The organism is Dokdonia pacifica (assembly GCF_900188275.1).
Lineage (GTDB): Bacteria > Bacteroidota > Bacteroidia > Flavobacteriales > Flavobacteriaceae > Dokdonia > Dokdonia pacifica.
On the sequence record NZ_FZNY01000008.1, the window covers coordinates 1 to 13,858 of the forward strand.

The following is a 13,858-nucleotide window of genomic DNA, read 5'->3' on the forward strand; positions in this document are numbered from 1 at the left end:
ATTTACATCTTTGATAGATTTGGGAAGTTATTAAAACAGATCAGTCCAACCAGTGAAGGATGGGATGGTACTTTTAATGGTCAACCAATGATTTCAGATGATTACTGGTTTAGAGTGAACTATACAGAACCAGATGGACTTGGAACTCAAAGAGAGTTTGTAGGACACTTTACACTGAAAAGGTAAAAGGAAAATCTACAACTAAACATATTATAATAAACATAAAAAACTCCTAGTTATACACTAGGAGTTTTTTTCAATAATTAACTAATCAAAATCTGTATTACAATAAATCTTCCAGTCTTGGTCTTTTAATTGCCTGAACAAAAGACACATCAAAACCTGAGAATTTTTTCAAATAACTTTGTATAGAAGTTCCAAAACCATCACTAAATCCTATCTCTCCCCCTGAGCGTAAAAAACGCTTCACGCTTCCTGGTCCAGCAAGATGTGCTGCTGCTAAAATGCCAGATTCTGTAATTTTAACACCTCCTACCCATTTTCCTGAATAACGTTTAATATCACGTCTCAACACCCATTTATTACGAGAGGTGTTTAACAAGAAAGCTTGTTCTTGTAGAACAGGATTTTTTATAAAGTTCTGAGTATTTTTAATACCAATTAAATCTAAAGTAGATGCCCCGAATTGATACTTCCCCATATACCCAAAAGTATTAATGCTAAAGTAATTTCCTTGAGACTCTTTAAAAGCTAAGGCTTCTTTAAACCCTATGTACATTCCACCAGTAAATGCAAGTGGAAAATAGGAAGGGTTAACATCCTGAAGTGTCTCTTCAGGTAAAGGCACTGTATAATAAAGGTCTAAACCTTTTGTTGAATATTGAGAAAAGTCTTCCGTTTTAGTGAGTTCCCGTTCCTTTTCTGAAATATTTCCTAGTGATAAAAGTCCTATCATAAATGGAAGGACAGTAATTTTTACCAGGCTTCTTACCATATAATCGCTTTTCGACTGCTAAGATTTTTTTAACTTTTAAAACCTTATATAGTGCTGTCTATTTCGGCCGGCAAAAATACAACAATAAATGAATCTACCAAACAAAAATCGACAAAGGAGATGAAATAACTGTTTATTTAACAAAACCCTTTATTTTCAATGCTTTTCGTCGATTTAGCGTTAAGATTCTTTTAAGAAAATTACTCAAAAAATCATAAATGACATCTTTGCCCCCATTTAAAAACGTCAAGTGCAACACTAAATTGCAATCATATTGATACTCAAAATTACTATTTAAGTACTCTCAAGAAACGTAATCACCTTAAAAGTTAAGAACAGGGTTATTAACAGTTTTTAGATGCTTTTATCTTCTTATCCCCTGATTGTTTATCCAGCGTTTATAGGCTGCGCTGTTGGCATTGTGTTGTGAAAGTGTTTTTGCAAACTTATGATATCCGAATCGTTCAATGTCTGCAACAAAATAATAGTAGCTATGTTTTTCTGCATTAAGAACAGCATCTATAGCTGAAATATCTGGCATAAAAATAGGGCCAGGAGGAACTCCTACATTTCTATAGGTATTATATGGAGAATCTATTTCCAAGTCTTTATAGAGCACTCTTTTTATAACTACATCCCAATCATTTGCTTTTTTCTTTAAAGCATATATAATTGTTGGATCTGCATCAAGTTTTATTCCTCTCTTTATTCTATTAAGATAGACTCCTGCAACACGCGGTCTTTCATCTACTTTTGCAGTCTCTTTATGAACTATAGAAGCTAATGCATATACTTGCTCAGGTGTCAATTTTAGTAGCTTTGCCTTTGCTTTACGAGATTCATTCCAAAAACGCTTATGTTCTTTAAGCATACGATCTCTAAATCCCTTTGCCGAAATATTCCAATACAACTCATAACTATTAGGAATATACATAGTCAAGGCTGTCTCTTCTGTAAACCCATTTGCTTTTAAAAAATTAGGTTCCTTCATAGCCATAAGTAAAGAAAGACTATCCGCATCTATCTGTGTAGCGATTCGCCCAGCAAGATTCTCTATACGCTCTTGATTATTAAATGCTATCTTAACAGGCTTATTTTGACTGCGGATGGTATTAATTATATCGTTATTACTCATCCCTTTTTTAATAGCAAAATGTCCTGATTTAATATTCGTTGTATATTTTTTACGTTCTGCTACTTTAACAAATGATTCTACATCCTTCAATAAAGGAGCAATATCTTCTGCTACTTGCTCAAAAGTAGCGTCAGAAGCTACAAAAAGATAGGCTTCTTCATTTTCAAAAGCTGTATTTGAAGAAAAAAAGGCTCCATAAACATTGTAAGCAAAAATACCGCATACCAGAATTCCAATAAGTGCGACAATGAATAAAATTCGTTTAATATACATTATAATAGATGTTGAAATAAAACTTCATTTTTATAGCTTTCGCGAAAGCGTACTCCTTCCCCATTCACTCGCCTCCAATCTTTTTTGACGCCTATTTTCACAAAACCAGCGTTTGTGAACAACTGAATACTCGCTATATTATCTTCAAGAATATTGGCATATAATTGGTGTAATTTCAAATGCGATCTCACATAATTAAGGATTAAATCCAACGCCTCTTTTCCATACCCTTTACCCCTATTTTCTTTAGCTTCAATTAAGATCCCTACACCAGCTCTTGCATTGTGAGGATCATAATCAAAAAGATCAATAAGACCTATAAGCTCTTTTGAAACTGTATTACAGATTGCCAGGCGCAACTGTTTTACTTCATAAATATCTTTATGAGCATTAGCTATATATTCTTTAATACTATACACAGAAAAAGGAACTACTGTCTCACTTACAGACCAGAGTCGTTCATCATTCTCTATACGATGTATTGACTGCAGATCTTCTGGCTCTAAAGCTCTTAAAAAAATAGTATTTCCTTTAAGTGTTACCATGTAATTTCACCTTCAAAAACATACGTTGCCGGACCTATCAGGAAAATATTTGCATACCCATCTCCATCCTTTTCAAAACTCACCTCAAGCTCACCTCCTTCTACATCAAGACGCACACGTTTTTCGTTTGTTTTGCCTTGATGATGCATGGCTAGTGCTACTGCTGTAACTCCTGTTCCACAACTTAGGGTTTCATCCTCTACTCCACGTTCATATGTGCGTACAGCAAACACATTTGGCTCTTTTTGGGATACAAAATTAATATTACTTCCGGCACTTCCATACGTATCACTGTATCGTATACAGGCTCCTTCTTTCTTTACATCAAGTTCTGACAAATTTTCAGCAAACTGAATATGATGTGGAGACCCTGTATCTAAAAAACTATAAGATGGTGTAGCTTTTATACCCGTTACATCTTGCATTTTTAAATGTACAATACCATCATTAGCAATAGACGCTTCATGCAAACCATCTATAGCCATAAATGTTGTAGAAGATTGTATAATTTCTAACGCTTTCGCGAAAGCGACAATACAACGCCCCCCATTACCACACATACTGCTTTGTTTACCATCTGCATTATAATATACCATTGTAAAATCTACAAGATCATGATTTTCTAATAGTATCAAACCATCTGCACCTATGCCAAATTTTCGATCACAAAGCTTAGAAATAAGTTTGGTATCATCTTTGGGGAAAAATAAATGTCTATTGTCTATAATAACAAAATCATTGCCGGTTCCTTGATATTTTTTAAATGGTATCGTCATGCTTTACTTAGATGAACGACAAAAATACGGAATTAGCATATTGCCTGCGCTGTTAAAAGGCAGTTAAATATGAATTCCGTGTATACTAAAATTTTAAATTTAACATTATATAATCACCTAATGAAAATGACCATGAAAAAAATAGCAAGTTTACTTTCTGTTGCTGTCCTAGCAGGTGTTATAACCCTAGGCGCTTACAAATTATTTATTGAAGAACCAATCTCACAACCTAAATTCACTCAAAATCAACCTTCTAGCATTCCTGTATATACCCCAACTACTTATACAGCAGCTGCTAATTCTGGAATTGATTTTACAGATGCTGCAGAGCGTACTGTAAATGGTGTTGTGCACGTAAGTAACAAACAAGAATATAGACAACCCCGAAATATGATGGAATTTCTTCGTGGCGGTGGACAACGAGAAGGCATTGTAGGAGCTGGAAGTGGGGTTATTATTTCCGGAGACGGCTTTATTATCACAAATAATCATGTTATCGCCGGAGCTAGTGAAATAGAAGTAGCATTAAATGATAATCGTAAATACACAGCAAGACTTATAGGAGCAGATGAAAAAGCAGATATTGCCCTTATTAAAATAGATGCCGAAGGAGATGAATTACCATATATTCCATTTGGAGATAGTGATGCAGCAAAAATAGGTGAATGGGTACTCGCAGTAGGAAATCCTTTTAATCTTACTTCTACTGTTACAGCAGGTATTATCTCTGCAAAAGCTAGAGACTTAGACGAAAGGGATTCAAATTATCAATCATTTATACAAACTGACGCTGCTATAAATCCTGGAAATAGTGGTGGTGCACTTGTAAATACGTATGGAGAACTTATAGGCATCAATACGGCCATCACATCACAAACTGGGTCTTATGTAGGGTATGCATTTGCAGTACCATCAAACAATGCTCGTAAAATTGTAGAAGATATCATGCAGTTTGGATCTGTACAAAAAGGAATTTTAGGAGTACGAGGTACTTCTGTAAAATCATTGCGCCCACAAGATATAGAAGATTTAGAAATAGCAACTACAGAAGGATTTTATGTAGGAGGTGTTGAGTTTGAAAGTGGTGCTGAAAAAGCAGGTATTCAAAGCGGAGACATTATTAAACGTATAGACGATATAAAGATTAATAAATTTTCAGATTTATCGGGGTATATCAGTTCAAAACGCCCTGATGATGTTGTTCAAGTGTACCTATTAAGGGAAAATAAAGAAATAACTGTTCCTGTGACATTAGTAAAATCTATAACCTATGATATCGAAAGGTTAGGAATACAAGTCAAAAATGCTTCACCTAAAGATTTGAAAAAATATAAAGTCAAGCATGGAGTTATAATTTCTGATGCGTCACCAGAAATGAGACGTTATGGAAATATTGTTGGACTTATTATCTCTGAAATTGACGACGAAAAAGTTTCAAATATAGAAGATGCAAAAAGCATAATAAGTAGAAAAAGGAATAATGAAACTATAAGTATTGTATTTGTAGATAGAGATGGAGAAAGAAATCGATATATTTTTGAAAATTAAACTAAACACTCCCATATACTTTTATAATTATAAACCATAAAGATTAAAATTATGATTTTAAAAAAAATGAGAAAATTTGAAATTAGTAAAGAAACATTAAAACTAATTAATGCAGGAAGCATGACTTGTGTTAGATCAAAACCGGGGAGTGCAAGTGTACCAGTAGAAATGGATGAAGACTTAACCGCATCATGGCAATCAGCTTGGCAATCATTAGGTTGGAGTACAACTTGTTACACATCTGGCTCTCCTTTTCACCAGACTACTTAATAAAATAAACTTACCTAAAAAACATCTTCTCAAAAAGAAGATGTTTTTTTTCTTTTTTTTTGCTACGAAAACGTTTGAAATCTATACTTTTGCCGAAAATTTAAGAAGGGTGTCCTAAATAAAAACAACACTCAAAAACAAAAATAGTAGCATGAGTCATCTAGATACTTACGAAACAGAACTTTCTTTTCAAGCAGATCGTCGTAAAGCGGCGGTTGCCTTTATTAAAATTGCAAGCGACCTATGGTATGATAAATCTATAGAGCTAGTACTTTTTAGAAATCAACTCATTGACAGAAATGTCAGTGAGATTTTAGATTTACACGAGTACGCAGGTGCTTTTGTAGAAAAACCTATCTCTATTTTTGACAGTGTTGAGATAGCTGAAGCCATTAAAACACTAGAACTTCCTCCAGCAAAATTAGATATAGGAAAACTTACCTATGAATATCACCTTGAGGAAGATCATATTAGCGCAACTTCATTTGTTGCTAAAAAATTAAAACCAGCTAAAACGAGTAATAACATCACTCCAAAAGATGTTGTACTTTATGGTTTTGGTCGTATCGGGCGCTTATTAGCGAGAGAGCTTATGACACGCACTGGTAAAGGAGCCCAAATGCGATTAAGAGCTATTGTAACTCGAGGTAAAATAGATGCTACTGTTTTAGAGAAAAGAGCTTCATTACTTAAGAGTGATTCTGTACATGGAGATTTTGCAGGTACAATTGCAGTAGATATCGATAAAAAAGCATTAATCATTAATGGAACTACGGTACATATCATTAGTGCCAATGCACCTGAAGATATAGACTATACTACGTACGGAATCAATGATGCACTTGTTATAGATAATACAGGAGCTTTTAGAGATCATGAAGCATTAAGTAGACACCTAGCTGGAAAAGGAGTTGCAAAAGTATTGCTTACAGCTCCTGGAAAAGGAGTTCCTAATATAGTACATGGTGTAAATCACCTAGAACACAATCCAGATGAAACATCTATTTTCTCTGCAGCTTCTTGTACTACAAATGCAATCACACCTGTTCTTAAAGCAATGGATGATTCTTTTGGAGTAAAATATGGACATTTAGAAACGATACATGCATATACCAACGATCAAAACTTGGTAGATAATATGCATAGTAAATACCGTAGAGGAAGAGCTGCAGCACTTAATATGGTTATTACAGAAACTGGAGCAGGAAAAGCAGTTAGTAAAGCATTACCAACATTTGAAGGAAAATTAACCTCAAATGCTATACGTGTACCTGTGCCCAACGGATCATTAGCTATATTAAACTTAGAGCTTGACAAAGAAACTAGCATAGAAGATCTTAATACTACTTTAAGAAAGTATGCTCTTGAAGGAGACCTAGTAGAGCAAATAAAATACTCAATAGATAACGAACTCGTATCTAGTGACATTGTTGGATCATCAGCGCCAAGTATTTATGATAGTAATGCAACTATCGTAAGAGAAGGTGGAAAAAACGTTATCCTTTATGTTTGGTATGATAATGAGTATGGATATAGCCATCAAGTAATCAGACTCGCAAAATACATCTCTAAAGTAAGACGATTTACATATTATTAGTAGTTTATTACGTATTCAAAAGAATATGAAAATTCTAAATTTAAAAGCTCACTTTTGTAAAAAGTGAGCTTTTATTTTACATCAAAAGAACCAAGTCTTATTTTCAAACGTATTTAAGTTGATTATTTCTAGTATTTTTGTCACCGAACAGACCTATGAACTAGTCCATCAAAATAATATAACCGACTAAACACCCTAAAACCCATGACAAAAAGAACACTCTCCCTACTTATCTTATGTTTTGGTGTGCTCTTATATGCAAACGCTCAAGAACCACAAACTGAAGATGTAGCTCCAAAAACCGTTATAGAACAATACGATCAAGTAATTAAATCTAGCGGTAATTATAATAATGGCCCTAAACGATACAAAGTAATCGAACGTCCAAAATTAGAACGTTACAGAAAACAACTTAGCGATAGTGTTACTACGTTAAAAACTAAAATAACAAACCTCAATAAGCGCATAGAAGATCAAGCTTCTGAAATTACTGGATTAAACACAAACCTTTCTAGCACTCAAAAAACACTAGAAGATACAAATCTAGAAAAAGATAGCATGAGCTTTCTCGGTTCGCAAATGAGTAAAGGAAGCTACCAAACAATGATGTGGAGCATCATTGGAATCTTATTTTTAGGACTCCTTCTATTTATCTTTCGATTTAAGAATAGCAATACATTAACGCGCCAAGCCAAAAGAAAATTAGATGAATTAGAACTTGATTTTGATGATTACAAAAGAAAAGCTCTAGAAAAAGAACAGAAACTAGGTAGACAATTACAAGATGAACGTAATAAACTCCTAAAGCAATCAAAAAGCTAAACAAATCAAAATAATAGCTATAAAATCTGTACTTTCGAGTACAGATTTTTTTTATGTATATACGATTAGCAACTCTACAAGATTTAGAAGTTTTAGTCCCTTTATTTGATGGGTACCGCGTTTTTTATAGACAATCTTCTGACTATGACAAGGCACACTCATTCCTTAAAGAACGACTCATAAATAAAGACAGTGTTATTTATATCGCTTTCGCGAAAGCAGATTCAGAAATAGCTGTAGGTTTTACTCAACTCTACCCCATCTTTTCTTCTGTAAGTATGGAACGTATGTATATACTCAATGATTTATATATACATTCCGACTACAGAAACTTAGGGATAGGACAAGCACTTATAAATGAAGTAAAAAACCTATGCCGTAAAGAACATCAAAAAGGAATTGTAATACAAACAGAAACTACAAATCCAGCACAACACCTTTATGAGCGTTTAGGATTTACAAAAGACCCAGATTTACATTACTTTTGGCCCACAAATTAATAAGTCATACAAAAGACTCCAATAGTCTTAGACTTCAAAATCATAATTTATAGTACGCATGCGTATAGATATCATCACCGTTGTACCTGATTTATTAAAAAGCCCATTTGAGGCCTCTATTATGCAACGTTCTATTGCCAAAGGTCTGGTAGAAGTACATTTTCATAACCTTAGAGATTATGTAACTGATAATTATAAGCAAATAGATGACTATCAATTTGGTGGTGGTGCAGGTATGGTCATGATGATAGAACCTATAGATAAATGTATTTCAAAATTAAAATCAGAACGTGAGTATGATGAAGTCATTTATATGACACCAGATGGAGAGACACTTAATCAAGGAATGGCAAATACTATGTCACTAAAGAAAAACATCATCATCTTATGTGGGCATTATAAAGGAGTAGATCAACGAGTACGTGACCATTTTGTTACCAAAGAAATTTCTATTGGTGATTATGTATTAAGTGGTGGAGAGTTAGGTGCTTTAATTTTTTGTGACGCAGTAATCCGACTAATTCCAGGCGTTTTAGGAAACGAAACCTCCGCACTTACCGATAGCTTTCAAGATGGTTTATTAGCACCTCCTATCTATACCCGCCCAGCCGATTACAAAGGTTGGAAAGTCCCTGAATTGTTAACTAGCGGTAATTTTCCAAAAATAGAAGCATGGCGAGAAGAACAAGCCTATCAACGCACCAAAGAGCGTAGACCAGATTTGCTAGATGAAGATTAATCTATAATCTCAAAGGTTGCATCCATAGAATAAGAGACTATAATAGGGTCAAAACCACCCAAAATCTGACTCATCGTTGATGCCGAAGGTTTATATGAATTAGAGCTTCTCATCGCATTTCTATACCTCTTATATTCTGCATCTTCATTAATGAGTTCTTTTAAGCGCAATAACTTACCTAGCTTTGCATCTATTGCTTCCAAAAGATAATTGGCTTTTTCTTTTGTAGCTTTAACTGCACTAGCTTTTACTTGTTTTCTATAATTAATAATATCTGTATGTGACTTGCTTAGCAAATAAGACTCCATATCTGCTTCATTAAGTTGCTTTAGCAAAGCAGTCGCGACCACAATATCATCTAACTTAACTATGTAGTTCTTCGTAGCAAAAACATCCGTTTTTCGTTTCTTATAAGTACTATAATCACTTGAAAATTCATCTAGAGTAATGTTTACAGGGTTAATATTTAAATCCTGAGTGATTGCTTTAAATTTGGTATCTAAAATCGCAATATCTAATTTTTGCTTGCCTACATACCTTTCCTCTAAAGTGACATTTATTTTTATGATATTAGGTACAACTTCCATCGTAGCAGTACCACGAACATCAATATGTCTCATATCACTAAATTCAAATTGTTGCCCATAGATGTTATGAGTGATAAAAATCAGAAAAAAAATAGCTGCGTATTTCATAATAATACTTTGTATGATTGTTATTCCTTAAATCTACAAATTTTAAGTTTATATACGCTTTCGCGAAAGCGTAAACATAAAAAATCCTCTCATTGCTGAGAGGATTTATATTTTATATGTGTATTGAATTATTGATTCATAGAGATCAAAAACTCTTCATTATTACGAGTACTCTTGATACGATCACTCATAAACTCCATTGCTTCTACTGGGTTCATATCGGCTAGATACTTACGAAGCACCCATAAACGCTGACTTGTATCTTTAGAATGTAATAAGTCATCACGGCGTGTACTAGATGATGTAAGATCAATAGCTGGGAATATACGTCTGTTAGAAATATTTCTATCTAATTGTAATTCCATGTTACCCGTTCCTTTGAATTCTTCAAAGATCACCTCATCCATTTTAGAACCAGTTTCTGTAAGTGCTGTTGCAATAATACTTAGAGAGCCTCCATTTTCTATATTACGAGCAGCTCCAAAGAAACGCTTAGGTTTATGCAATGCATTGGCATCTACCCCTCCAGAAAGTATCTTTCCAGAAGCAGGCTGCACGGTATTGTATGCACGTGCTAAACGTGTGATAGAATCTAATAGAATCACAACATCATGGCCACATTCTACAAGGCGTTTTGCTTTTTCTAGAACAATATTTGCCACTTTTACGTGCTCATGTGCTTCTTTATCAAAAGTAGAAGCTACTACTTCTCCTTTTACATTACGTTGCATGTCTGTAACTTCTTCAGGACGTTCATCTATAAGAAGGATCATTTGATACACTTCAGGATGATTTGCTGCAATAGCATTTGCCACATCCTTAAGCAACATTGTTTTACCAGTCTTAGGTTGTGATACAATCATACCACGCTGTCCTTTTCCAATAGGAGCAAACATATCCATCACTCTCGTAGAAATGCTAGACTGTCTTGCTGCCAAATTGAATTTTTCAGTAGGGAATAATGGTGTTAAGTGTTCGAAAGAAACGCGATCTCTAACAATATTTGGACTTAATCCATTAATTCTCGATACTTTAATCAATGGAAAATACTTCTCTCCTTCTTTAGGAGGACGTATAACACCAAGTACCGTATCTCCTGTTTTTAATCCAAATAAACGAATTTGAGATTGTGATACGTAAATATCATCTGGAGATGCCAAGTAGTTATAATCTGATGATCGTAAGAATCCATAACCATCTTGCATAATATCCAGAACACCTTCACTTTCTATAATACCCTCAAATTCAAAATCTGGTTCACGGTAGCGATTTCTGCTATCCTTATTCCCATTTCCGTTGTTTCGGTTATTATTTTGGTTACGGTTATTATTGCGATTATTGTTATCGCGATTATTATCACGATGTTGACGCTTATTATTGTTATTATGACGATTATCGCGCTGATGATCTCTAGATTTCTGATCATTAGAACCAGTATCTGAATTCTTCTCTTTGCTTTTATCGTTATTCTGAGTTGGTGCCTTCGCTTTAGGTTCCTCCTTTTTAGGAGCTTTTGAATCATGAGCTACGGGCTTTGCCTCTTCCGACTTATTGTTTTTTGGATTTTGACTTCTAGGTCTTTGGGGCTTTTCGCGTTTAGGCTTATCCTGTGATTGAGTAGCCGCTGGCGTTTGCTTTTGTTGCGCTTGAGGCTTTTTAGTATTTGGGCCTTTGTTTTCTGCAGCTGCCTTCTTTGAAGGCTCAGGTTGAGATGGTTTTACAACTGCTGTATTAGCCACCTTTTCTGGTTCTGCAGCTTGCACGTCTAAAATTTTATAGACTAAATCTAATTTTTTTAACGTCCTAAACTTAGGAACCTTAATACCTTTTGCGATTTCCTGTAACTCAGGAAGTTTTTTTGCTTTTAATTCTGAAATGTCAAACATCTAGTAACTAGAGTGAATTAATAATTGTGTGATTTTGAAAATATATCGAAAGAAGAAATCGATAAATAAACTAGCAAGAAAATAACAAGCGGAGAGCTTATTACGTTATTACATTACAATGATACAATTTTATTTTTAAACTTTTCCAAATAACTCATAAAAGAAACTTATTTTTGCATCTGAAATTTATTTTTAAGCAGTGATACAACGTATACAATCTATATATTTAGCTTTAGCTGGCATTGTTTCAATAGCCTTACCATTTGTTTTTAGCCTTTATGCTGATTCTGAAGGAAATGCTGTATGGGCAAAAGATGATCCTGTCATTATAGGTTTGTTTACATTGATAGCTGTACTGTCATTTATTATTATATTTTTATACAAAAAAAGACAAAATCAGTTCGTTTTAGGACGACTAACGATCATATTAAACTTTGTTTTATTAGGTGTATTGGTATACCGATCACAAATCATATCCGGAGGAACGGCGGTTCTTGAGAAGGGTATTGGGATGATCATCCCGCTTATTTCTATCGTTTTACTAGCCTTAGCCAATAAGGCCATTAAGCGTGATGAAGATCTCGTAAAATCTGTAGATCGATTGCGATAGACCTATAAATCTTAGTTATTAGTGCGTAAAACCCTTCATGTATAATGAAGGGTTTTTCTATTTTAAGAATTAAAAAGTGATCATCATATGCTTCTATTGCATAAAAAAGCCGATTCTATAATCTAGAATCGGCTTTTCACTATATATTATACGTTTTTAAGCTCCTAATGCTGCTTCTACTCCAGCAGATAGTCTCTTATATGTTCCATTTTCTAAACGGGTTCTAATCGCTTCAAATGCTACTAATGTCTCTTCTACATCAGTAAGTGTATGTGAAGCAGTTGGAATCATACGTAAAAGAATCAATCCTTTCGGGATTACAGGATATACAACAATAGAACAGAAAACCCCGTGATTTTCACGTAAGTCTTTTACAAGAGCCATTGCTTCTGGTATACTCCCTTTAAGATATACAGGAGTAACACAACTTTGTGTTGTACCTATATCAAATCCTCTCTCTTTTAATCCTCCTTGTAATGCATTTACGTTTTCCCATAGCTTTTCGCGAAGCTCTGGCATCGTACGCAACATATCTAAACGCTTAAGAGCTCCTACTACTAATTGCATCTGTAATGATTTTGCAAACATTTGAGATCTTAAATTATATTTTAAGTAATCTATAATTTCTTGATCTCCTGCAATAAAAGCACCTGTACTTGCCATTGACTTAGCAAACGTAGCAAAGTACACATCAATTTCATCTTGTACTCCTTGTTCTTCTCCTGCACCAGCACCTGTAGCGCCTAGTGTTCCAAACCCATGAGCATCATCTACTAATAAGCGGAAGTTATATTTTTTCTTAAGTGCTACAATTTCTTTAAGTCTCCCTTGCTCCCCACGCATTCCAAACACACCTTCAGAGATTACTAAAATCCCTCCTCCAGTTTGTTCAGCCATTTTGGTAGCTCGCTCAAGATTCTTTTCGATACTATCCATATCGTTATGCTTATAGGTAAATCTTTTACCCATATGCAAACGAACACCATCTATAATACACGCATGTGTATCTACATCATATACAATAATATCATCCTTCCCTACTAATGCATCAATTGTAGAAAGAATCCCTTGGTATCCAAAATTTAATAAATACGCTGCATCTTTACTTACAAAAGCTGCTAGTTCATCTTGTAATTGTTCGTGTAGGTGTGTGTGACCACTCATCATACGTGCTCCCATTGGGTAAGCACTTCCATAATCTGCTGCCGCTTGTGCATCAACTTCACGTACTTCTGGACGGTTAGCTAATCCTAAATAATCATTAACACTCCAAGTAATCACCTCTTTTCCTTGAAATCCCATACGGTTAGAAATAGGTCCTTCTAGTTTAGGAAAAACAAAGTAACCTTCTGCTACTGATGCCCACTTTCCTAATGGCCCTTTATCCTTATAAATCTTATCAAATAAGTCCTTCATATTCAAATTTTCAAACGAAATGCAAAACTACATAAATAATATATGTTGACCTAATTGAAAATCATAATCAACTAGTCTCTAAATATAAAAA

15 protein-coding genes are annotated in these 13,858 nt (G+C 34.3%); 8 read left to right on the plus strand and 7 right to left on the minus strand.

Features of this window, described 5'->3' with window-relative positions:
* The coding region (locus tag CHB80_RS20025) for a T9SS type B sorting domain-containing protein (protein ID WP_143337069.1) at positions 1 to 186 on the plus strand (186 nt) is incomplete at its 5' end.
* 97 nt (positions 187 to 283) lie between these two features.
* Here CHB80_RS20025 and CHB80_RS20030 read toward each other — a convergent pair.
* The 4 genes from CHB80_RS20030 to dapF form a co-directional block, all read right to left on the minus strand.
* On the minus strand, positions 284 to 955 hold the full coding sequence (locus tag CHB80_RS20030; protein ID WP_089373299.1) for a peptidoglycan-binding protein LysM: 672 nt from the start codon (positions 953 to 955) through the stop codon (positions 284 to 286).
* A gap of 364 nt (positions 956 to 1,319) precedes the next feature.
* Positions 1,320 to 2,363, minus strand: a complete 1,044-nt coding sequence (gene mltG / locus CHB80_RS20035; protein WP_089373300.1) for an endolytic transglycosylase MltG — start codon at positions 2,361 to 2,363, stop codon at positions 1,320 to 1,322.
* Positions 2,363 to 2,908, minus strand: coding sequence for a GNAT family N-acetyltransferase (locus CHB80_RS20040; protein ID WP_089373301.1), 546 nt, complete (start codon positions 2,906 to 2,908; stop codon positions 2,363 to 2,365). The genes mltG and CHB80_RS20040 overlap by 1 nt, the downstream gene beginning before the upstream one ends.
* Complete coding sequence (dapF, locus tag CHB80_RS20045; protein WP_089373302.1) at positions 2,902 to 3,684, minus strand: diaminopimelate epimerase; 783 nt, start codon at positions 3,682 to 3,684, stop codon at positions 2,902 to 2,904. The genes CHB80_RS20040 and dapF overlap by 7 nt, the downstream gene beginning before the upstream one ends.
* 132 nt (positions 3,685 to 3,816) lie before the next feature.
* Here dapF and CHB80_RS20050 point away from each other — a divergent pair, with 132 nt between their 5' ends.
* The 6 genes from CHB80_RS20050 (at position 3,817) to trmD (ending at position 9,160) form a co-directional block, all read left to right on the plus strand.
* Positions 3,817 to 5,232: a trypsin-like peptidase domain-containing protein gene (locus tag CHB80_RS20050; RefSeq protein ID WP_089373479.1), complete on the plus strand. Its 1,416-nt coding sequence runs from the start codon at positions 3,817 to 3,819 to the stop codon at positions 5,230 to 5,232.
* Positions 5,233 to 5,283: 51 nt separating this feature from the next.
* Positions 5,284 to 5,502, plus strand: a complete 219-nt coding sequence (locus tag CHB80_RS24775; protein WP_089373303.1) for a hypothetical protein — start codon at positions 5,284 to 5,286, stop codon at positions 5,500 to 5,502.
* A 151-nt stretch (positions 5,503 to 5,653) separates the two neighbouring features.
* Complete coding sequence (locus CHB80_RS20060) at positions 5,654 to 7,099, plus strand: glyceraldehyde-3-phosphate dehydrogenase (RefSeq protein WP_089373304.1); 1,446 nt, start codon at positions 5,654 to 5,656, stop codon at positions 7,097 to 7,099.
* Between the two features lie 204 nt (positions 7,100 to 7,303).
* A complete protein-coding gene (locus CHB80_RS20065; protein ID WP_089373305.1) occupies positions 7,304 to 7,921 on the plus strand; it encodes a hypothetical protein in 618 nt (205 codons plus the stop codon).
* 53 nt (positions 7,922 to 7,974) lie between these two features.
* Positions 7,975 to 8,421 (plus strand): GNAT family N-acetyltransferase, encoded by a 447-nt coding sequence (locus CHB80_RS20070; RefSeq protein WP_089373306.1) that lies wholly within the window; start codon positions 7,975 to 7,977, stop codon positions 8,419 to 8,421.
* Positions 8,422 to 8,479: 58 nt separating this feature from the next.
* A complete protein-coding gene (gene trmD, locus CHB80_RS20075) occupies positions 8,480 to 9,160 on the plus strand; it encodes a tRNA (guanosine(37)-N1)-methyltransferase TrmD (protein WP_089373307.1) in 681 nt (226 codons plus the stop codon).
* Here trmD and CHB80_RS20080 read toward each other — a convergent pair.
* Complete coding sequence (locus CHB80_RS20080) at positions 9,157 to 9,855, minus strand: SIMPL domain-containing protein (RefSeq protein WP_089373308.1); 699 nt, start codon at positions 9,853 to 9,855, stop codon at positions 9,157 to 9,159. The two genes, trmD and CHB80_RS20080, sit on opposite strands and share 4 nt — an antisense overlap.
* A 128-nt stretch (positions 9,856 to 9,983) precedes the next feature.
* Positions 9,984 to 11,741, minus strand: coding sequence for a transcription termination factor Rho (rho, locus tag CHB80_RS20085; protein ID WP_089373309.1), 1,758 nt, complete (start codon positions 11,739 to 11,741; stop codon positions 9,984 to 9,986).
* 199 nt (positions 11,742 to 11,940) lie between these two features.
* Between rho and CHB80_RS20090 the strand changes: the two genes are divergently transcribed.
* On the plus strand, positions 11,941 to 12,351 hold the full coding sequence (locus CHB80_RS20090; protein ID WP_089373310.1) for a DUF4293 domain-containing protein: 411 nt from the start codon (positions 11,941 to 11,943) through the stop codon (positions 12,349 to 12,351).
* A gap of 156 nt (positions 12,352 to 12,507) precedes the next feature.
* Here CHB80_RS20090 and CHB80_RS20095 read toward each other — a convergent pair whose 3' ends face one another.
* The gene (locus CHB80_RS20095; RefSeq protein WP_089373311.1) at positions 12,508 to 13,767 is read right to left on the minus strand and encodes an aminotransferase class I/II-fold pyridoxal phosphate-dependent enzyme; all 1,260 of its coding nucleotides are present in this window, start codon (positions 13,765 to 13,767) and stop codon (positions 12,508 to 12,510) included.
* Between the last annotated feature and the right edge of the window lie 91 nt (positions 13,768 to 13,858).